The organism is Burkholderia aenigmatica, from assembly GCF_048627025.1.
GTDB lineage: Bacteria > Pseudomonadota > Gammaproteobacteria > Burkholderiales > Burkholderiaceae > Burkholderia > Burkholderia aenigmatica.
The window spans coordinates 991,289-1,010,037 of record NZ_CP184468.1 but is presented as its reverse complement, the minus strand read 5'-3'; the positions used below and the strand labels follow the sequence as shown (position 1 = coordinate 1,010,037).

At 65.7% G+C, this 18,749-nt stretch carries 19 protein-coding genes and 1 tRNA gene; 13 read left to right on the top strand and 7 right to left on the bottom strand.

What is annotated here, in order from left to right; translation table 11 throughout:
• Positions 1-176 precede the first annotated feature (176 nt).
• Together gabP and ACN8ZM_RS04730 are read left to right on the top strand one after the other, a co-directional pair.
• Positions 177-1,571 (top strand): GABA permease, encoded by a 1,395-nt coding sequence (gene gabP, locus ACN8ZM_RS04735; RefSeq protein WP_043183073.1) that lies wholly within the window; start codon positions 177-179, stop codon positions 1,569-1,571.
• A gap of 333 nt (positions 1,572-1,904) precedes the next feature.
• The gene (locus ACN8ZM_RS04730) at positions 1,905-2,960 is read left to right on the top strand and encodes a GlxA family transcriptional regulator (RefSeq protein WP_420210677.1); all 1,056 of its coding nucleotides are present in this window, start codon (positions 1,905-1,907) and stop codon (positions 2,958-2,960) included.
• A 121-nt stretch (positions 2,961-3,081) separates the two neighbouring features.
• On the opposite strand, the gene ACN8ZM_RS04725 is transcribed toward ACN8ZM_RS04730, so the two are convergent.
• From ACN8ZM_RS04725 to ACN8ZM_RS04715, 3 genes are all read right to left on the bottom strand, one after another.
• Positions 3,082-3,426: a cupin domain-containing protein gene (locus tag ACN8ZM_RS04725; protein WP_006752094.1), complete on the bottom strand. Its 345-nt coding sequence runs from the start codon at positions 3,424-3,426 to the stop codon at positions 3,082-3,084.
• Between the two features lie 309 nt (positions 3,427-3,735).
• Positions 3,736-4,641: an Imm72 family immunity protein gene (locus ACN8ZM_RS04720; RefSeq protein ID WP_420210676.1), complete on the bottom strand. Its 906-nt coding sequence runs from the start codon at positions 4,639-4,641 to the stop codon at positions 3,736-3,738.
• The gene (locus tag ACN8ZM_RS04715; RefSeq protein WP_420210675.1) at positions 4,638-5,606 is read right to left on the bottom strand and encodes an Imm71 family immunity protein; all 969 of its coding nucleotides are present in this window, start codon (positions 5,604-5,606) and stop codon (positions 4,638-4,640) included. Before ACN8ZM_RS04715 ends, ACN8ZM_RS04720 begins: the two co-directional genes overlap by 4 nt.
• Before the next feature lie 335 nt (positions 5,607-5,941).
• On the opposite strand from ACN8ZM_RS04715, the gene ACN8ZM_RS04710 reads away from it, so the two are divergent.
• Positions 5,942-6,016 (top strand) — tRNA-Gly (locus tag ACN8ZM_RS04710).
• 237 nt (positions 6,017-6,253) lie between these two features.
• On the opposite strand, the gene ACN8ZM_RS04705 is transcribed toward ACN8ZM_RS04710, so the two are convergent.
• Positions 6,254-6,586, bottom strand: coding sequence for a hypothetical protein (locus ACN8ZM_RS04705; protein ID WP_420210674.1), 333 nt, complete (start codon positions 6,584-6,586; stop codon positions 6,254-6,256).
• A 34-nt stretch (positions 6,587-6,620) separates the two neighbouring features.
• On the opposite strand from ACN8ZM_RS04705, the gene ACN8ZM_RS04700 reads away from it, so the two are divergent.
• Together ACN8ZM_RS04700 and trmB are read left to right on the top strand one after the other, a co-directional pair.
• Positions 6,621-7,145 (top strand): 2-oxo-4-hydroxy-4-carboxy-5-ureidoimidazoline decarboxylase, encoded by a 525-nt coding sequence (locus ACN8ZM_RS04700; protein ID WP_420210673.1) that lies wholly within the window; start codon positions 6,621-6,623, stop codon positions 7,143-7,145.
• Positions 7,146-7,492: 347 nt separating this feature from the next.
• Positions 7,493-8,260: a tRNA (guanosine(46)-N7)-methyltransferase TrmB gene (gene trmB / locus ACN8ZM_RS04695; protein WP_089450063.1), complete on the top strand. Its 768-nt coding sequence runs from the start codon at positions 7,493-7,495 to the stop codon at positions 8,258-8,260.
• Positions 8,261-8,371: 111 nt separating this feature from the next.
• Here trmB and ACN8ZM_RS04690 read toward each other — a convergent pair whose 3' ends face one another.
• The 3 genes from ACN8ZM_RS04690 to ACN8ZM_RS04680 all read right to left on the bottom strand — a co-directional run bounded on the left by ACN8ZM_RS04690 (position 8,372) and on the right by ACN8ZM_RS04680 (position 10,188).
• Positions 8,372-9,202, bottom strand: a complete 831-nt coding sequence (locus ACN8ZM_RS04690) for an undecaprenyl-diphosphate phosphatase (protein WP_043181663.1) — start codon at positions 9,200-9,202, stop codon at positions 8,372-8,374.
• A gap of 81 nt (positions 9,203-9,283) precedes the next feature.
• Complete coding sequence (locus tag ACN8ZM_RS04685) at positions 9,284-9,865, bottom strand: DUF1439 domain-containing protein (protein ID WP_420210672.1); 582 nt, start codon at positions 9,863-9,865, stop codon at positions 9,284-9,286.
• Entirely contained in the window at positions 9,862-10,188 is a 327-nt protein-coding gene (locus tag ACN8ZM_RS04680; RefSeq protein ID WP_301770321.1) for a YkgJ family cysteine cluster protein, read from the bottom strand. The genes ACN8ZM_RS04685 and ACN8ZM_RS04680 overlap by 4 nt, the downstream gene beginning before the upstream one ends.
• A 161-nt stretch (positions 10,189-10,349) precedes the next feature.
• Here ACN8ZM_RS04680 and hemN point away from each other — a divergent pair, with 161 nt between their 5' ends.
• The 8 genes from hemN (at position 10,350) to urtD (ending at position 18,748) form a co-directional block, all read left to right on the top strand.
• Entirely contained in the window at positions 10,350-11,741 is a 1,392-nt protein-coding gene (gene hemN / locus ACN8ZM_RS04675) for an oxygen-independent coproporphyrinogen III oxidase (protein ID WP_420210671.1), read from the top strand.
• Positions 11,742-11,821: 80 nt separating this feature from the next.
• Positions 11,822-12,079 (top strand): hypothetical protein, encoded by a 258-nt coding sequence (locus ACN8ZM_RS04670; RefSeq protein ID WP_006488573.1) that lies wholly within the window; start codon positions 11,822-11,824, stop codon positions 12,077-12,079.
• Between the two features lie 104 nt (positions 12,080-12,183).
• A complete protein-coding gene (locus tag ACN8ZM_RS04665; protein ID WP_043181658.1) occupies positions 12,184-12,840 on the top strand; it encodes a protein-L-isoaspartate O-methyltransferase family protein in 657 nt (218 codons plus the stop codon).
• 14 nt (positions 12,841-12,854) lie between these two features.
• A complete protein-coding gene (locus tag ACN8ZM_RS04660; protein ID WP_011351193.1) occupies positions 12,855-13,178 on the top strand; it encodes a rhodanese-like domain-containing protein in 324 nt (107 codons plus the stop codon).
• Between the two features lie 456 nt (positions 13,179-13,634).
• Entirely contained in the window at positions 13,635-14,942 is a 1,308-nt protein-coding gene (urtA, locus tag ACN8ZM_RS04655; protein WP_039367747.1) for an urea ABC transporter substrate-binding protein, read from the top strand.
• A gap of 143 nt (positions 14,943-15,085) precedes the next feature.
• Positions 15,086-16,705 carry an urea ABC transporter permease subunit UrtB gene (gene urtB / locus ACN8ZM_RS04650; protein WP_420210670.1) on the top strand — a complete coding sequence of 540 codons (1,620 nt, stop codon included), beginning with the start codon at positions 15,086-15,088 and terminating at the stop codon, positions 16,703-16,705.
• A gap of 1 nt (position 16,706) precedes the next feature.
• Positions 16,707-17,894, top strand: a complete 1,188-nt coding sequence (gene urtC, locus ACN8ZM_RS04645) for an urea ABC transporter permease subunit UrtC (RefSeq protein WP_420210669.1) — start codon at positions 16,707-16,709, stop codon at positions 17,892-17,894.
• Positions 17,891-18,748 (top strand): urea ABC transporter ATP-binding protein UrtD, encoded by an 858-nt coding sequence (gene urtD / locus ACN8ZM_RS04640; RefSeq protein ID WP_420210668.1) that lies wholly within the window; start codon positions 17,891-17,893, stop codon positions 18,746-18,748. The genes urtC and urtD overlap by 4 nt, the downstream gene beginning before the upstream one ends.
• Position 18,749: the final 1 nt, after the last annotated feature.

The window sequence follows — 18,749 nt, the reverse complement described above, 5'->3', positions numbered from 1 at the left end:
CGCGTCGCATTTGTTATGGGTTGCGGTCGGATATTTTCTAGATCGCGTGGTTTTGTGCCGAGAAGATACATGTCGTCAGGCAGGCCAACGCATGCGGAAACGCCGCGATGGCTCCCTGCAACGGGCAGCTCATTGAACAACAAACCAGATACTGGAAACAGGGATTGGAGGACGACATGAATGGTAGTCATACGGGCCTGGCGACCGGCCTGAAGCCACGCCACGTCACGATGCTGTCGATCGCGGGCGTGATCGGCGCAGGTCTGTTCGTCGGCTCCGGCCACGCGATCGCGGCAGCGGGACCGGCAGCGTTGATCGCCTATGCACTGACGGGCGCGCTCGTCGTCCTCGTGATGCGCATGCTCGGGGAAATGGCCGTCGCCCATCCGGACAGCGGCTCGTTCTCCACCTATGCCGATCGCGCGATCGGCCATTGGGCCGGCTTCACGATCGGCTGGCTGTACTGGTGGTTCTGGGTGCTCGTGATCCCGATCGAGGCGACGGCGGCGGCCACCATCCTCAACGCGTGGTTCCCGGGTATCGCGACGTGGATTTTTGCGCTCGGCGTCACGCTGCTGCTGACGGTGACCAACCTCTTCTCCGTCAAGAACTACGGCGAATTCGAATTCTGGTTCGCGCTGATCAAGGTCGTCGCGATCGCCGTGTTCATCGCGATCGGCGGTGCGGCCGTGTTCGGGCTGCTGCCGGGCGGCCACGCGTCGGGCTTCTCGAACCTGGTCACGCACGGCGGGTTCATGCCGAACGGGATCGGCGCGGTGTTCGCCGGCATGCTGATGACGATGTTCTCGTTCGTCGGCACCGAGATCGTGACGATCGCCGCGGCCGAATCCGAGCATCCGGAGCGGCAGATCGTGCGCGCGACGAATTCGGTGATCTGGCGCATCTCGCTGTTCTATCTCGGCTCGATCCTGTTCGTCACCGCGATCGTGCCGTGGAACGACCCGTTGCTGCCGGTACACGGCTCGTACCAGCGCGTGATGGAACTGCTCGGCGTCCCGCATGCGAAAGCGATCATCGACGTGATCGTGCTCGTGTCGGTCGCGAGCTGCCTGAACTCGGCGCTGTACACCGCGTCGCGGATGCTGTTCTCGCTGTCGAAGCGCAAGGATGCACCGGCGTTCCTGCATCGCACCGATTCGACCGGCACGCCGCGCGCGGCCGTGCTCGCGTCGACCGCGTTCGGCTTCCTGACCGTGATCGCGAACTACGTGGTACCGGAACAGGTGTTCAACGTGCTGATCGCGACGTCCGGCGCAATCGCGCTGCTCGTGTATCTGGTGATCGCGGTGTCGCAACTGCGGATGCGCCGCATGCTCGAAGTGAGCGGTTCGGCGCTGACGCTGCGGATGTGGATGTTCCCGTGGCTCACGTGGGCAGTCATCGTGTTCATCTGCGGGACGCTCGTCACGATGCTGTTCCTCGACGGCCACCGGATGGAGGTCGCGGCAACCGGCGTGCTCGCCGGGCTCGTCCTGATCGCCGCGTGGCTCAACCAGCGCAGCCGCGATGCGCAGTCGAGCCTCAGCCGCCGCGGCGTGTCGTCGGCCTGAGGACACATCGACGCGCGCAGGCAGGCGCGCGGTTGCCGCTGCCGGCGAGTCGGTCGCATCGGGCTTCGCGAGTTTCGGGTGCGTGGCGCCCTGCGCCGACGACTGCCATGCCACGGCGATGTTTCCGACTCGACCCGGCCGGCGATATCCCGGCCGCGTCGTTCCCGACGTCCGTCCGCACGGCAACCCGGCGCGGCGGCCCACGTTGCCCGCCGGTGCGATTCGCCGAGCATCGCGCCGGCCCTCCTTGTTTCGCATCTGCGCGAGCAGCTGCCTTATCCGCGCATCATCATGAGTCATGCAGCACCTGTCGCCAGCCCGCCGGAACCCGCCATGCCGGCACGTATCCGGTTCGGCTTCATCCTGTTGCCGAATTTCACGCTGACGGCGTTCTCGGGCATGATCGACGTGCTGCGGCTCGCGGCCGACGAAGGCGACAACAGCCGTCCGGTCAGACTGTCGTGGACGATCCTCGGCGACATGGCCGCCCCCGTTCGCGCCAGCTGCGGGATCCAGATCCCGGCGTGGGAGTCGTTGAATGCGCGTCAGGAATACGACTACGTGGTCGTCGTGGGCGGGCTCCTGCATGCCCGCTCGGAACTCGACGCGGCCACGCTGGAATTCATTCGCGCGGCCGCATCGACCGGTGCGATGCTGGTCGGCATCTGCACGGGCGCGTTCGCGCTGACCCGTGCGGGCGTGATGGCCGGACACCGGATCTGCATCAGCTGGTTTCACTACTGGGATTTCATCGAGCGGTTTCCGTCGGTCGATGCGAAGCTCGTGGTGTCCGATCGCCTCTACGTGGTGGACGGCCGGCGCGTGACCTGCTCCGGCGGACGCGCGTCGATTGACGTCGCGGCCGCGATCCTGGTGCGGCACATCGAGCCGTCGATCGTCTACAAGGCGCTCCGGATCCTGCTGGTAGACGGGCGCGAAACGGTCAGCGCGCCGCAACCGCATCCGCCCGGCGTCGCGCCCAACGCGCATCCGAAGGTGAAGCGCGCGATCCTGCTGATGGAACAACACATCAGCCATTCGATTACGATCGACGAGCTGGCGCGACGGCTGGACGTCTCGTCGAGACAGCTGGAACGGCTGTTCAGGGAAGCGACCGGCAGCGGGCCGGCAGCGTGCTACCGGGCAATCCGGATTCGCACGGCCGCATGGATGCTGACGCATCTGGACAAGAACATTTCCGAAATCGCGGCCGCCTGCGGATTTGCCGATGCGTCACATCTCGGGCGCGAGTTTCGGCGCGCGTACGGGATGTCGCCGAGCGCGTATCGCGAGCGTCAGGCACCCGGCGCGATCGGCGGAATGGCGGAACCGGCCGGGCACGCGACCACGCTCGGCGAGCTGTTTCCGAACCGGAACGAGTTTTATTGAGCCGGAATCCGCCGCGGGTCATCCCGGCAGCCATCCCCGTTCGATGGTATCGGCTGACGGGTGCGGCTCAACGTGTCGGAACGACCGGCGCCTTTTGCGCAGGCCGAACCGATCCATTCACTCAGGCGAACACGAAATACTTGCGCACCGTCTCCACCACTTCCCACGTCCCTTTCATGCCCGGTTCGATCACGAATACATCGCCGGCCTTCAGGTGCACCGCCTCCTCGCCTTCCGGCGTGATGATGCAGTAGCCGTCGAGGAAGTGGCAGTACTCCCATTTCTCGTAGTTCACCTCGAACTTGCCCGGCGTGCAGATCCAGGTGCCCATGATCTTGCTGCCGTCCTTCGAGAGATAAGCGTTCAGGTTCACGGTGTGCGGATCGCCGCCGATGCGCTTCCACTTGGTCGCGTCAAGGACGGGGGTCGGGCAGGTTTCGCGCAAGACGGTGATGAAATCGGACATGTCGGCTCCAGACTAACGATCGTGTAAGAGAGGCCTGTCACGTTAGTTCGAAAGCGTGGTGGGGACTTGTATGCTTCCGACGCGGACTCGTCTATTTTCGACACGGGCGTGCGGGCGGGCACTCCGCCTCGGCAGCGATTCGATGGTCCGGTTGAGGATCGCCACAATGCCGAATGACCATCCCGCACGCTGCGCGGTGCGGCCCCGGCATGGACGCTCCGGCTCGACGTAAACCGGATCTTTCACGGCCGGGCTTTGCCCGTAACCGGTGCGCGGACAAAACTCTCCGCGCAGGACCCGTAGCCTCGGTTACGCGGCAGGCTTGGGGAAGTACGTTTCCTCCTCCTCCGGAATGCTGCCATCCCGGTAACGCGTGTCTTCCCACAGCAGCCGCCAGCGCACCACCTGTTCGTCGTTGGACCCTTCCAGCAGGTATTTGTGGGCAATACTGTCTTTGAGGAAGTAACTCGGACAGCCGACTTTGCCGGCCGGAAACCATGGTTCCCAGATACCCTCGACAGGAATCGCCTGATCGCTGCAAACCTCGCCGCTGCCGGATTCGTTCCTGGGCGGACAGGGAGGAAGTTCTGCGGGATAGCTGCGACCGGGCGGCCAATACCTCCATGCCGGAAGAGGCGCCTCTTCGAACATGGATTCATAGGTCCAGTGCTCAAAAACGCGGGTCCCGCCATCCGCACGGGTTCCGTATGCAAGCATCCCGGTAAAACCGAATCCGACCGTGCACTTGAGCGCGTAGCCGATCAATCTCTCGATCCACACGCCCTCCGCGAACTCCGTGGCATACACCGGGTCCGCAAAGCTGGTGTCCTTCAGTCCCAGTGAATGAAAAAACGGATCGTATCTACGACCGATTTCAAGCGCACTCCGTCCAAACAACAGGTCGCCAGCTTGCTGGCTTCCTGTCATCAGCGCGTCGTATGCCGCTCGTTTGTCGAGACCCCGGCGCAATGCATCGATGCCCAGATCCATTTGCACCAGTGCCCCCAGGAAATCATGTCTGTAGGCCTCCTCAAGTTCCACCTGATTCGGGCTCGGCGTGTCCAGTTGTCTTGCGTACGCGCCGAGAAAATCCCGATAGAGTCCAACGGCGTATTCCAGGAACGTGAAACTCGTCCATTTCTTGAGCAGATAAAACGCCTTGGCGCGCGCATCCTGTTCCTGCTCGGCGGTCATGGTCAAAATATTCAACATCATGGACCCTGTTCGTCCGTCGATTGCTTGCCAGCATCGGCTACCGCAGCTTGATCGAGCGGCGACAACGTGAGAGGTTCGGGGAAGTAAGTTCCCTCCTCCGCCGGAATGCTGCCATCCCGGTAACGCGTGTCTTCCCACAGCAGCCGCCAGCGCACCACCTGCTCGTCGTTGGACCCTTCCAGCAGGTATTTGTGGGCAATACTGCCTTCGAGGAAGTAGCTCGGACAGCCGACCTTGCCGGCCGGAAACCATGGCTCCCAGATACCCTCGACAGGAATCGCCTGATCGCTGCAAACCTCGCCGGCCCCGGATTCGTTCCTGGGCGGACAAGGCGGAAGTTCTGCGGGGTAGCTGCGACCGGGCGGCCAATATCGCCATGCAGGAAAAAACGGATCCTGGAACAACGATTCATACGTCCAGTGCTTGAACACACGCGTGCCGCCGTCGGCACGCTTGCCATAGGCAAGGTATTCGGAAAAACCGAGCCCGACCGTGCACTTGAGCGCCTGACAGCTCAACTCTTCAATCCACGCCCCTTCCGCATACCCCGTTGCATATTCGAAATCCGAGAATCGCGTATCCCTCACGCCAAGCGCGTGGAAAAACGGGTCGTATGTTCGACCGACCTCGTGTGCACTCCGCCCGAACAACAGCTCGCCGCCCTTCTCGCTACCCGCTATGAGCGCATCGTAGGCCGATCGCTTGTCGGCACCTTGTCGCAAGGTCTCAATGCCCTGATCCATCCTCGCCAATGCATTCAGGAAATCGCCGGCATACGCTGCCGCCAATTCCTCCTGATTCGGGCTCGGCGTGTCCAACTGCCTGGCGTACGCGTGAAGGAAATCCCTGAACAGACTCACGGCATGATCCAGGAACGTCACGCTCGTCCATTTCTTGAGCAGGTAAAACGCTTTGGCGCGCGCATCCAGTTCCTGCTCGGGCGTCATGGTCAGGGTATTCAGCATCGTGGGTTCTGTTCTTCCGTGGATTGTTTTCCGACATCGGTGAGGGCTCGCCGCGCATGGCCTATGCGAGAAGGCCCCCGCGGACGGCGACGACGACGGTATCGCCGACTGTATTCGCCCCATCCGTTTGGCCGTTGAAATTCGGCTCCGATGCTACAGCGCGCCGAAGGGATGTGCGTTCAGCCTGGATGGGTGATCTCGTAAATAACGAGGGGCTCGCCCGACACGGCCCGCGACACCACGGCTCCCGCATCGAGTCATGCCAGTTTCGCTGCCACCGGCCAAAACCTCTCGCTTGCCATCCGCACCGAAACCCCTGTAGAATTACGCGTTCTGCGGGCGTCGTATAATGGCCATTACCTCAGCTTCCCAAGCTGATGACGTGGGTTCGATTCCCATCGCCCGCTCCAGTACATCTCAAACCCCTGCCGCACAAGGCTTGCAGGGTTCTCCGGCAGTCACTGCCCCTCTTCCCGCGATATCCGTCTCAAATGTGTGCCACGGCGCATTTCCGTCGCGCGCCTGCGCCAGGATCGCCCGATAGCTCACCCGTGACGTAGCGTCCGGCGTCTGCCCATCCGCCACATACCTCCAGCCGCCCTCGCCCAACGACAGGCGAAGGCCGGTCGGCGCACGCGGCGCCTACCTCATACCGCCCGCAACATCACGATGAGGATGGGCAAGCACAGCAGGCCATGAAGCACGATCGCGCAATAGGCCGGCACCAAGTCCACTCCGGCATCATCTTTCGCATGCAGCAACGCACCGATCGCCCAGACGAGACCGCCCAGCGAAACAACGCCGCACAGAACCACGACAACCAGCGCCGTACCGATCGCACCAAATCCCGACGCCCCCGCAAAGGCCTCCGGATTATTCAGGATCGATATACCGACGATGCCGGCAATCACACACTCGGCGAGTGCAAGGATGGCCGGGCTGCTACCGATCTTGCGACGCACGGAAGTTGTTTCACTCATGGCTTTTCTCCCCAAAGGCCAGTGATGGCGGATCATGCCGACGCACCCTCTCGCACGGTTGTTGCAAGCGCAACCACCGGCGAAGCATGAATCGTCGCGGCGGCCGTCATCGCTTCTTGTCGTTCTGGCCGCAGGCCGTCGAAACGAAACGCGCACTGTTCATTTTCATCACGTTGCGCACGCGCCTCACGCATCCGGTCATGCCGGCTGCGTACGCGATTCTACTCAATCGCCCGGCGACAGCACATCGTCCGAACCATCCCGCCCCCGAAGAACAAAGACACCCTCTCCCTCGTCGGGAAAACCGGTCAGCGAACAGACGAGCGCCGGCCTCGACGCACTGACCGACGACGAGGAACTCCGCCCGCAGCGGATGAATCGCGCATATCGCGAGCAGCATGGCTTCCCGTTCATCATCTGCGTGCGTCACTACACGAAGGCCGGCATCTTCTTCGAACCGAAGAGCCGCGTGTCACGCGAGACCGCATTCGAACTCGACTACACGCTGAATCAGATCATGGCGATCCCGCGCCGCCGGCTCGACCAGCGCGTCGGGTGACGCGCAACGCATCCGTTCGCTGAAACGAGGGCCGATGCCGCATGCGCTTCGGCCCCGTCCCCATATGCCCCCGCCCCCGAGCACGTCGACGCCTGGCCGACGGCAGCACGGCCGCAGCCCCCGCAACCTTGCCAGTCGGATCAAACCAGTCCATAATCCGGCTCTTTCCGGTTGGCTGAACGGGAAATCCTTAAGGATCAACGGCTTGACGGCGTATCGCCGCTCCCGTCGCCACGTTCCGCAACCGCGCGCCCAGCCGCCTCGTCGAAGGCGGCTTTTTTGTACCGCGCTGGCGCGTCCCGCGCGCCCGATGCCCTCGCCCGCAACCGAGCCTTTCTCTGTCACCGATGATGCACGACGATCCGAACGAAACCGGCCTGCCGCCGCACGACGACGCCATTCCCGACGAAGCCGCCGAAGGCGCCGACGCAGTCAATCCGCTGCACCACCGCCGCATCCGCAGCTTCGTGACGCGCGCCGGCCGTGTATCGACCGGCCAGCGCCGCGCGATGGACGAACTCGGCCCGCGCTTCGTGGTGCCGTACACGCCGGAACTGCCCGACTGGAACGCGGTGTTCGGCCGCAACGCGCCGCGCATCCTCGAAATCGGCTTCGGCATGGGCGCATCGACCGCGGAAATCGCGGCGAACCGCCCCGGCGACGACTTCCTCGGCGTCGAGGTGCACGAGCCGGGCGTCGGCGCGCTGCTGAAGCTGATCGGCGAGCAGGATCTGCCGAACATCCGCATCATCCAGCACGACGCGGTCGAGGTGCTCGAACACATGATCGCGCCGGAAAGCCTCGACGGCGTGCACATCTTCTTCCCCGACCCGTGGCACAAGGCGCGCCACCACAAGCGCCGGCTGATCCAGCCGCCGCTCGTCGCGCATCTCGCGTCGCGCCTGAAGCCCGGCGCGTACATTCACTGCGCGACCGACTGGCAGAACTACGCGGAACAGATGCTCGAAGTGCTCGGCGCGGAGCCGACGCTCGAAAACACGGCCGCCGACTACGCACCGCGCCCCGACTACCGCCCGGTGACGAAGTTCGAACGGCGCGGGCTGCGGCTCGGCCACGGCGTGTGGGACCTGGTGTTCCGCAAGCGCGCAGGCTGAGCCCTCCCGCCGAGGCGGCGCATGCCGCCCTGCTCCGGACAAGAAAAAGCCCGACCGGCATCCGCCGATCGGGCTTTTTTCATGGGAGGCGCGCCGGCCTCCGTATTCGCGTCACGCCCAGTTCAGCCAGCCGCTGTACCCGACCAGCAGCACGAACAGCCCGAACGCGATCCGGTACCACGCGAACACCGTGAAATCGTGCGTCGCGACGTAGCGCAGCAGCCAGCGCACGCACACGAACGCGCTGACGAACGCCGCGACGAGGCCGAGCGCGAACAGGCCGAGCGAATCGACGGTGAACGCCTGCCAGTCCTTGACGGTTTCATAGAGCGTCGCGCCGAAGATGATCGGGATCGCGAGGAAGAACGAGAATTCGGTGGCGACGCGCCGGTCGAGGCCGAACAGCATCCCGCCGATGATCGTCGAGCCCGAGCGCGACATGCCGGGAATCAGCGCGCAACACTGCGCGATGCCGACCTTGAGCGCATCGAGCGGCGTCAGCGCATCGACCGACACCACGCGCGGCGGTTCGCGACGCTCGCGCTGCCGCGCCTCGGCCCACAGGATGATCGCGCCGCCCACGACGAGCGCGAACGCGACGGGGACCGGCGAGAACAGCACGGCCTTGATCTTCTTCTCGAACAGGAGGCCGAGCGCGATGGCGGGAATCGTCGCGATCACGACGTTCAGCGTGAAGCGCCGCGCGTCGGGCCGGCTCGGCAGCCCGGACACGATGGACGCGATCCGTTGCCGGTATTCCCAGCAGACCGCGAGGATCGCGCCGAACTGGATCACGACGTCGAATGTCTTCGCGTGAGAATCGTTGAAATTCAGGAAGCTGCCCGCGACGATCAGGTGACCGGTACTCGACACCGGCAGGAACTCCGTCAGCCCCTCGACGACGCCGAGGATCAAAGCCTTGCAGATCAGGATCCAGTCCATCCGTGGCCCAACTCCGAAATGGTCGAATGAATGGGCCACTCTTCCACGCGCGGCCCCCCTCCGGCCGAGCGCGGTTCGTCGTCATTTTTCGACGATCGCCACGCGTATGCCGTTTGTAAGAATCGTAATTGTACCGGGTTCGTAGTTCACCCCGGCAAATTGCAGTTGTTCGGGCTTGAACGTGTAGATCGGATAGTTGGTCAGCAACTGCGTCGCGAGCAGGCCGGCGGCCGCGCCGACCTGCTGCGCGTACATCTGCGCGTCGCCGTCGAGCGCGAGGCTGTCGACGGCCGGCGACTTCAGCACGACCGAGCGACTCGGCGCGTCGTAAGCCAACTGGCCCGACACGGTGAACTTGCCGTTGACGGGCGCGCGCAGGAACGGGCTCACGAAATGCGCGTCGAGCTGCACGGCGACGCGGTTCTGGTCGGGCAGCAGGTTGACGGCCGGGTTCGCGAGCGACACGTCGACGACCTGCGCGACCGTCTTCTGGTACGGAAACTTGCGCGCGACGGCTTTCTGCACGTCACCGCGCGAGAACGTGTAGTGATCGGGGATGAACGGGAACGTCGACGCGCACGCGGCGAGCGAGAGCGTCACGCCGATGGCGCCGACGGTTGCGACAATAAAACGGCGCCGGCCGGGCGCGCAAGGTGCGGTCATGCTGAACACTCTCCTGGTGACGACGGCCGCGTCGCGGCCTCGAGACGCGTGAGCCACGCGAGCGCGTCGTCGCGCGACGCGCCGCACATGTCCGCGGCCGGCTGCAACCCGGAACAGCACGCGGGCCGCTCGGGGCGGCCGAAGATCCGGCAGCGCAGGTCGTCGCCGAGCTGCACGCAGCGCACGCCGGCCGGCTTGCCGTCGGGCATGCCCGGAATCGGGCTGGAAATCGACGGCGCGATGCAGCACGCGCCGCAGCCCTCGCGGCACGCATGCGGCGGCGGGACGGCTGACGCCGGGCGGACAGGCAATTCGACGGACACTCGACTCTCTCGAACGAACAACAAAAAAACGGTGCGGCAACCGGACGCGGTGCCGGCAGCCCCACCCCGCATTGTGCCATCGCCGGCTGCGACGTTATTACACAATGCAGCCCAATCGCGCGTTTATATACTCGAAAGCATCTAAAAAGCGCGAGACCATCATGCGTTCTGGTTCTGCCGACACAGTATTCCGTCCCGATTTGCTCGCGAAATACGGCGCGAACGGGCCGCGCTATACGTCGTACCCCACCGCGCTGCAGTTCCGCGACGATTTCGACCCGGCCGACTACGTGCGCGCGGCAAGCGACCCCGGCGCGTCGTCGAGCGAGCTGTCGCTGTACTTCCACATCCCGTTCTGCAACACCGCGTGCTTCTACTGCGGCTGCAACAAGATCGCGACCAACAACCACCGCCGTGCGCGCCCGTATCTTGACCAGCTCAAGCGCGAGATGGCGCTGCAGGCCGCGTTGTTCGATCCCGCGCGCCCGGTTACCCAGCTGCACTGGGGCGGCGGCACGCCCACCTTCCTGTCCAACGACGAAACGGCCGAGCTGATGGCGGCCACCCGCGAGCACTTCGCGCTCGCGCCGGATGCCGACGCCGAGTTCTCGATCGAGATCGACCCGCGCACGGTCACGCCCGCGACGCTCGTGCACCTGCGCAACATCGGCTTCAACCGGCTGAGCCTCGGCGTGCAGGATTTCGATCCGGTCGTGCAGCAGGCGATCAACCGGATCCAGCCGCTCGAGATGACGGCCGACCTGCTTTCCGCCGCGCGCACGACGGGCTTTCATTCGGTGAGCGTCGACCTGATCTACGGGCTGCCGCACCAGACCGTCTCCGTCTTCGCGCGCACGCTGGAAACGATCATCGAACTCGCGCCCGACCGGCTGTCGGTGTTCGGCTACGCGCACATGCCGCAGCTGTTCAAGATGCAACGGCAGATCGACGATGCGACGCTGCCGCCGCCGGAAACGCGCATCGCGCTGCTCGGCCTCGCGATCGACATGCTGACGTCGGCCGGCTACGTGTACATCGGGATGGACCACTTCGCGCGGCCGTCCGACGAACTCGTGCACGCCCAGCAGAACGGCACGCTGCAGCGCAATTTCCAGGGCTACAGCACGCGCGCGGATACCGATCTCGTCGGTTTCGGCGTGTCGTCGATCGGCAAGGTCGGCGACGTCTACGCGCAGAACGCGAAAGACCTGCCCGCCTACGGCGCCGCGCTCGACGCGGGCCGGCTGCCGATCGCGCGCGGCGTGCGGCTCACGCCCGACGACCGGCTGCGCCGCGACGTGATCACGCAACTGATGTGCAACCTCGACCTGCCGTTCTCGCACGTCGAGGCCGCGCACGGCATCCGCTTTGCCGATCATTTCGCGCGCGAACTCGACGCACTGCGCCCGTTCGAGCGCGACGGGCTGCTGACGATCGCGGCCGACCGCCTGACGATCCATCCGGCCGGCCGGATGGTCGTGCGCAACATCGCGATGGCATTCGACGCGTATCTCGGCCAGACGCAGCAGCAGCGCTACTCGCGCACGGTCTGAACCCGGCGGGCCCCGGCCGGCCGCACGCGGGCGGCCGGTTTGATACAGTGTGGGGCTTACGCCCCGCCAGATTCCGCACGATGCGCACCACCAAAGCGACCCACGCGGTCGAACGCCTGAAGACCCGCTCCGGCAACCCGCAATTCGCGGCCGTCGCGATGGCGGGCGGCCTGTTCTATCTCGTCGACCGCTCCGGCGGCACGGCCGAGAAGCGCTGCGAGCCGCTGCCGCTCGACGAGTTCGTCAAGTTCGTCGACGAATTCGGCCCCAAAAAACCGCGCAAGGCGAGCAAGCTCGACCTCGCGTTCGAGGCGCAGATCAAGAAGAGCAAGGGGTAAAGGTCTGTTGCAGGCCGCCTGAAGGCTTCGCGGCCGCCCCGTTTGGTACAATCACGAAGTTTCTCTATCCCCGCTGATGGCCGACCAGGCTGCGTGACCACACCATGAATATCGAAAACGCGCGTTTCAACATGATCGAACAACAGATCCGGCCGTGGGACGTGCTGGATCTCGACGTCCTGGGCCTGCTGTCGATCGTCAAGCGTGAAAACTACGTTCCGGCCGAATACCGCGATCTCGCGTTCGCCGACCTCGAACTCCCGCTGCCCAACGGCAACAGCAAGATGCTGTTCCCGCGCGTCGAAGCGCGCGTGCTGCAGGAGCTGACGGTCAAGAAGCACGAGAACGTGCTCATCATCGGCGCCGGCTCGGGCTACCTGGCTGCGCTGTTCGCGCACCGTGCGCAGCACGTGACGGCCGTCGAGATCGATCCGACCAACGCGAAGTTCGCCGAAGACAACCTGCGCAACGACGGCGTGACCAACGCGGAAGTCGTGCTCGGCGACGGTTCGCGCGGCTGGGCCGGCAAGGCACCGTATGACGTGATCTGCGTCGCGGGCGGCCTGCCCGTCGTGCCGCAGGAAATGCTCGAACAGCTGAAGGTCGGCGGCCGCCTCGCGGCATTCGTCGGCGGCCGTCCGGTGATGAAGGCGCAGATCATCACGCGCATCGACGACAAGCAGTACCGCGTCGCCGACGTGTTCGAAACGTACATCGACCACCTCGTCAACGCGATCGAGCCGTCGCGCTTCAAGTTCTGAGCGACGGAGCCACCATGCAGATCCTGACGGCCGCGATGCTCGCGGAATGGCTCGGCGACAAGGCGCGTCCCGCGCCGGTCGTGCTCGACGTGCGCGAACCGTGGGAAATCGCGACCGCGCATATCGCCGGCAGCGTGTCAATCCCGATGCAGCAGATTCCCGCGCGCAGCGAAGAGCTCGACGACGAAGCGGAAATCGTCTGCGTGTGCCATCACGGAATGCGCAGCGCGCAGGTCGCGATGTTCCTCGAATCGCGCGGCTTCACGAAGCTGTACAACCTGCAAGGCGGGATCGACGCGTGGTCGCGCGACGTCGATCCGTCCGTGCCGCGTTACTGATCCTGCCGGCGGCGCATCGCGCGCCGCCTCGCCGATCGGCACACTGCCGCCGGCCGCACTGATCCCCCGAACGGGCACGCATCGCGTGCCCGTTTCTCTTTTCCGCGCTGGTTCATCACTTCAGCGCCGTCTCGATGACCGGCAGCGGCACCGCGCTGTGTCCGAGTCCTGCCCTGCCCGCGTGGCGCGAAGTCACGGTGCCCGGCAGTCCCGCACCGCGTGCAGGTGCAGGCACCGGAACGGGGAACCCCGACCGTGCACCATTTGCGCCCGTGAACCTGCACCGCGACGGACCGCGCATGCTGCACGACGCGTCATGCGCACCGTCCCGACGCCCCGCACCGCCCCGCTCAGGCACGCCTGACGTGCATCCGCACGACTGGCACATGCCTTGCGTTACCCCCTTGGCCGACGCCTACACGGCGCACGCATATCCAACACGTCAAGGGGAACCCGATGAAACGTCGCAGTCTGTTGAAGTTCGGTTCGATGGCCGGCGCACTCGCGCTCGCGGGCAAGAGCCCGTTCGCGCACGCGGCCGATGCGGGCACCGGCCCGATCAAGGTCGGCATCCTGCACTCGCTGTCGGGCACGATGGCGATCTCGGAGACGTCGCTGAAGGACACCGCGTTGATGACGATCGCCGACATCAACAAGAGCGGCGGCGTGATGGGCCGCAAGCTCGAGCCCGTGGTGGTCGATCCCGCATCGAACTGGCCGCTGTTCGCGGAGAAGGCGCGCCAGCTGCTCACGCAGGACAAGGTCGCGTGCGTGTTCGGCTGCTGGACGTCGGTGTCGCGCAAGTCCGTGCTGCCGGTATTCGAGGAACTGAACGGCCTGCTCTACTACCCGGTGCAGTATGAAGGCGAGGAAATGTCGCGCAACGTGTTCTATACGGGCGCCGCGCCGAACCAGCAGGCGATCCCGGCCGTCGAGTATCTGATGAGCGCGGAAGGCGGCGGCGCAAAGCGCTTCTTCCTGCTCGGCACCGACTACGTGTATCCGCGCACGACCAACAAGATCCTGCGCGCGTTCCTGAAATCGAAGGGCGTGAAGGACGCCGACATTCAGGAGGTCTACACGCCGTTCGGCCATAGCGATTACCAGACCATCGTCGCGAACATCAAGAACTTCTCGCAAGGCGGCAAGACGACCGTGATCTCGACGATCAACGGCGACTCGAACGTGCCGTTCTACAAGGAGCTCGGCAACCAGGGGATCAAGGCGACCGACGTGCCGGTCGTCGCGTTCTCGGTCGGCGAGGAAGAGCTGCGCGGGATCGACACGAAGCCGCTCGTCGGCCACCTCGCCGCGTGGAATTACTTCATGTCGGTGAAGAACCCGACCAACACGAAGTTCAAGGACCAGTTCGCCGCGTGGGTAAAGGCGAACAACCTGCCGGGCGGCGCGAAGCGCGTGACCAACGACCCGATGGAAGCGACCTACGTCGGCATCCACATGTGGAAGCAGGCCGTCGAGAAGGCGAAGAGCACCGACGTCGACAAGGTGCGCGTCGCGATGATCGGCCAGACCGTCGCCGCGCCGTCGGGCTTCACGCTCGCGATGGACGGCAACCATCACCTGCACAAGCCGGTGATGATCGGCGAGATCCGTGGCGACGGGCAGTTCAACGTCGTGTGGAAGACCAAGACCGCGGTGCGCGCGCAACCGTGGAGCCCGTTCATCGCGGGCAACCAGGGCAAGCCGGACATCGTCACGTCGATCCCGGCCTTCCTGCGCCGGCAGCGCGCGGCGCTCGCCTGATGCCGGGTGGCGCGTCGCGCTTCATGCGCGACGTGCCGCTCGCACACCGATGCCGATATCGATGCGGTCGCCGCGCTTGCAGTGATGACCCGCACGCGCATCGCCGCCCGCATTCGCTTCCCCACGCCCGACAGGATTTCCCGATGCCTACACGCTTTCGCCGAGCCGCCGTCGCGATCGTCGCGTGCGCCGCCCTCGCGGGCGGGCTGCCGCGCGCCGCGTTCGCGCTGACGGCGACCGATACCGCCGCACTTGCCGGCGACGACTTCGACGCGAAGACGGCCGCGATCGAACGGCTCGCCGCCGATCCCGATCCGCGCGCCGTCGCGCTGCTCAACGCGCTGTCGACCGGCGACGCGCTCGCGACCGGCGACGGCCGCCTGCTGGTCCAGACCGGCGACACCGCGCACGACGCGCTCACGCAGGCCGCGACGCCGGCCGGCGACGCGCAGCCCGTGATGCTGAACAACCTGCTGCGCACGAAGATCGCGGGCGCGCTGTCGGGGCTCGCACTCGCATCGCCCGACGTCGCCGCGCGCCGCGACGCGATCGATGCGTTGCTGAAATCGCCCGACCCGACACTCAAGCCGATGATCGACCGCGCGCGTGCGAAGGAAACCGATCCCGCATTGAAGCGCCGCCTCGACGCGTTGTGGGCAATCGCCGCGCTGCACGACGCCGATCCGGCGAAGCGCCTCGAAGCCGTGCAGGTGGTGGCCGCGCGCCGCGATCTCGACATGATCGAGCAGTTGCGCCCGCTCGTCGCGAAGAACGCCGACGGCAGCTTCACGGAGCCCGACGCGCGCGTGCGCGACGCCGCGCAACAGGGGCTCGATGCCTTGCACGCGTTGCAGCGCCGCGGCGAGATCGTCGGCACGCTGTTCGCCGGCCTGTCGCTCGGCAGCGTACTGCTGCTCGCCGCGCTCGGCCTCGCGATCACGTACGGGCTGATCGGCGTGATCAACATGGCGCACGGCGAATTCCTGATGATCGGTGCGTACGCAACCTATGTGGTGCAGACGCTGATCCAGCGCTATGCGCCCGGCGCGTTCGACTGGTATCCGCTCGTCGCAGTGCCGGTGTCGTTCGTGACCGCTGCACTCGTCGGCATCGTGCTCGAACGGCTCGTGCTGCGGCACCTGTACGGCCGCCCGCTCGAAACGCTGCTCGCGACCTTCGGCGTGAGCCTGATCCTGATCCAGGCAACGCGGATGCTGTTCGGCGCGCAGAACGTGCAGGTCGTGAATCCGTCGTGGATGAGCGGCGGCGTAACCGTGATGCAGAACCTGATCCTGCCGTACAACCGGCTCGCGATCCTCGCGTTCGCGCTGGCGGTGGTGTTCGTCGCATGGGCCGTGCTGACGAAGACGCGGCTCGGCCTGTTCGTGCGCGCCGTCACGCAGAACCGCCGGATGGCCGCGTGCGTCGGCGTGAAGACCGCGCGCGTCGACGCGTATGCATTCGCGTTCGGCGCGGGCATCGCGGGCCTCGGCGGCTGCGCGCTGTCGCAGATCGGCAACGTGGGCCCCGACCTCGGCCAGAACTACATCATCGATTCGTTCATGGCCGTCGTGCTCGGCGGCGTCGGGCAGATCGCCGGCACCGTGCTCGGCGGCTTCGAGCTCGGCCTCGCGAGCAAGGCGATCGAGCCGTTCTGGGGCGCCGTGCTCGCGAAGATCGCGGTGCTCGTGATGATCGTGCTGTTCATCCAGAAACGTCCGCAGGGCATGTTTGCCCCGAAGGGCCGCAGTGCGGAGGCTTGACGTGACTTCATTCACCCACTCGTTGTCCAACCCGGCCGCCGATTCGCCGAAGCCGGCTACCGCCGCCCGCGCGGAAGAACGCTTCGCGCTCGGCCTGCCGCCCCGCCCCGCGCTGCTGTCGCGGCGCGCGTGGCTCGCGCTGATCGCGCTGTGTATCGCGATCGGCATCGGCGTGCCGCTCGCCGCGCTCGTCGCGCCCGAGTCGAGCGCGTTCCATCTGTCCGCGTACGCGATGACGCTCACCGGCAAGCTGATGTGCTACGCGATCGCCGCGCTCGCGCTCGATCTCGTGTGGGGCTACTGCGGGATCCTGAGCCTCGGCCACGGGCTGTTCTTCGCGCTCGGCGGCTATGCGATCGGCATGTACCTGATGCGCGAGATCGGCCGAGACGGCAAGTACGGCAGCGACCTGCCCGACTTCATGGTGTTCCTCGACTGGCACCAGCTGCCGTGGTACTGGAGCGGCACGCAGCATCTCGCGTGGGCGCTCGCGCTCGTCGTGCTCGTGCCGGCCGTGCTCGCGTGGGTGTTCGGCTTCTTCACGTTCCGCTCGCGCGTGAAGGGCGTGTACCTGTCGATCATCACGCAGGCCATGACGTTCGCCGCGATGCTGCTGTTCTATCGCAACGAGACCGGCTTCGGCGGCAACAACGGCTTCACCGACTTCAAGCGCATCGCGGGCTTCGCGATCACGTCGCCCGGCACGCGCACGGTGCTGTTGCTGCTGACGTTCGCGACGCTGGTGCTCGCGTTCATCGCCGCGCGTGCGATCGTCACGAGCAAGCTCGGGCGCGTCGTCACCGCGGTGCGCGACGGCGAGACGCGGCTGATGTTCCTCGGCTACAGCCCGCTCGCGTACAAGCTGTTCGTGTGGACCGTGTCGGCCGTGCTGTGCGGCATCGCGGGCGCACTGTACGTGCCGCAGGTCGGCATCATCAACCCCGGCGAGATGTCGCCCGGCAACTCGATCGAGATGGCGATCTGGGTCGCGGTGGGCGGACGCGGCACGCTGATCGGGCCGATCGTCGGCGCGTTCGCGGTGAACGGCGCGAAGAGCCTGTTTACCGCGTACTTCGCCGAATACTGGCTGTTCTTCCTCGGCCTGATCTTCGTGCTCGTGCCGCTGCTGCTGCCGCGCGGGATCATGGGCCTCGTCGAAACCGTGCTCGCGAAGGGGAAACGCGCATGAACGGAACGGCCCTCTACCAATTCACGCCGCCGCCGGAGGACGAACTGCTGGCCGTCAGCGGCACCGCATCGATGGGGCGCGTGGTGCAGCCCGGCATCGATACGTCGCATGGCACGATCCTCTACCTCGAGGATATCGAGGTGAGCTTCGACGGCTTTCGCGCGCTGAAGAAGCTGTCGCTCGCGATCGATGCGGGCGAGCTGCGCTGCGTGATCGGCCCGAACGGCGCCGGCAAGACGACGATGATGGACGTGATCACCGGCAAGACGCGCCCCGACGCGGGCAAGGTGTTTCTCGGCCAGACGCTCGACCTCGCGCGGATGAACGAGCCCGAGATCGCGCGCGCGGGCATCGGCCGCAAGTTCCAGAAGCCGACCGTGTTCGAACAGCACCCGGTGTGGGAGAACCTCGAGCTCGCGATGCAGACCGACAAGGGCTGGCTCGCGTCGCTGCGGGCCCGGCTCGATCGTGGCGCGCAGGCGAAGATCGAGGAGACGCTCGCGCTGATCGGCCTCGAAAGCCACGCATTCCGCGCGGCCGGCGAGCTGTCGCACGGGCAGAAGCAGCGGCTCGAGATCGGCATGCTGCTGATGCAGCGCCCCGCCCTATTGCTGCTCGACGAGCCGGCGGCCGGGATGACCGATCACGAGACGATGGAACTCGCCGAGCTGCTGAACACGCTGCGCGGCACCTGCTCGATGATGGTCGTCGAGCACGACATGGAATTCGTCGCGGCACTCGCGGGCGATACGGGCCGCGTGACGGTGATGGCCGAAGGCGCCGTGCTCGCGCAAGGCACGCTCGACCAGGTCAAGCGCGACGACGCGGTGATCGAGTCTTACCTTGGACGATGAT

Coding starts and splice junctions, on each gene's coding strand:
- gabP (WP_043183073.1), top strand. CDS start 177: ATGAATGGTAGTCATACGGGCCTGGCGACCGGCCTGAAGCCACGCCAC.
- ACN8ZM_RS04730 (WP_420210677.1), top strand. CDS start 1,905: ATGCCGGCACGTATCCGGTTCGGCTTCATCCTGTTGCCGAATTTCACG.
- ACN8ZM_RS04725 (WP_006752094.1), bottom strand. CDS start 3,426: ATGTCCGATTTCATCACCGTCTTGCGCGAAACCTGCCCGACCCCCGTC.
- ACN8ZM_RS04720 (WP_420210676.1), bottom strand. CDS start 4,641: ATGATGTTGAATATTTTGACCATGACCGCCGAGCAGGAACAGGATGCG.
- ACN8ZM_RS04715 (WP_420210675.1), bottom strand. CDS start 5,606: ATGCTGAATACCCTGACCATGACGCCCGAGCAGGAACTGGATGCGCGC.
- ACN8ZM_RS04705 (WP_420210674.1), bottom strand. CDS start 6,586: ATGAGTGAAACAACTTCCGTGCGTCGCAAGATCGGTAGCAGCCCGGCC.
- ACN8ZM_RS04700 (WP_420210673.1), top strand. CDS start 6,621: ATGCCGACGCACCCTCTCGCACGGTTGTTGCAAGCGCAACCACCGGCG.
- trmB (WP_089450063.1), top strand. CDS start 7,493: ATGATGCACGACGATCCGAACGAAACCGGCCTGCCGCCGCACGACGAC.
- ACN8ZM_RS04690 (WP_043181663.1), bottom strand. CDS start 9,202: ATGGACTGGATCCTGATCTGCAAGGCTTTGATCCTCGGCGTCGTCGAG.
- ACN8ZM_RS04685 (WP_420210672.1), bottom strand. CDS start 9,865: ATGACCGCACCTTGCGCGCCCGGCCGGCGCCGTTTTATTGTCGCAACC.
- hemN (WP_420210671.1), top strand. CDS start 10,350: ATGCGTTCTGGTTCTGCCGACACAGTATTCCGTCCCGATTTGCTCGCG.
- ACN8ZM_RS04670 (WP_006488573.1), top strand. CDS start 11,822: ATGCGCACCACCAAAGCGACCCACGCGGTCGAACGCCTGAAGACCCGC.
- ACN8ZM_RS04665 (WP_043181658.1), top strand. CDS start 12,184: ATGAATATCGAAAACGCGCGTTTCAACATGATCGAACAACAGATCCGG.
- ACN8ZM_RS04660 (WP_011351193.1), top strand. CDS start 12,855: ATGCAGATCCTGACGGCCGCGATGCTCGCGGAATGGCTCGGCGACAAG.
- urtA (WP_039367747.1), top strand. CDS start 13,635: ATGAAACGTCGCAGTCTGTTGAAGTTCGGTTCGATGGCCGGCGCACTC.
- urtB (WP_420210670.1), top strand. CDS start 15,086: ATGCCTACACGCTTTCGCCGAGCCGCCGTCGCGATCGTCGCGTGCGCC.
- urtD (WP_420210668.1), top strand. CDS start 17,891: ATGAACGGAACGGCCCTCTACCAATTCACGCCGCCGCCGGAGGACGAA.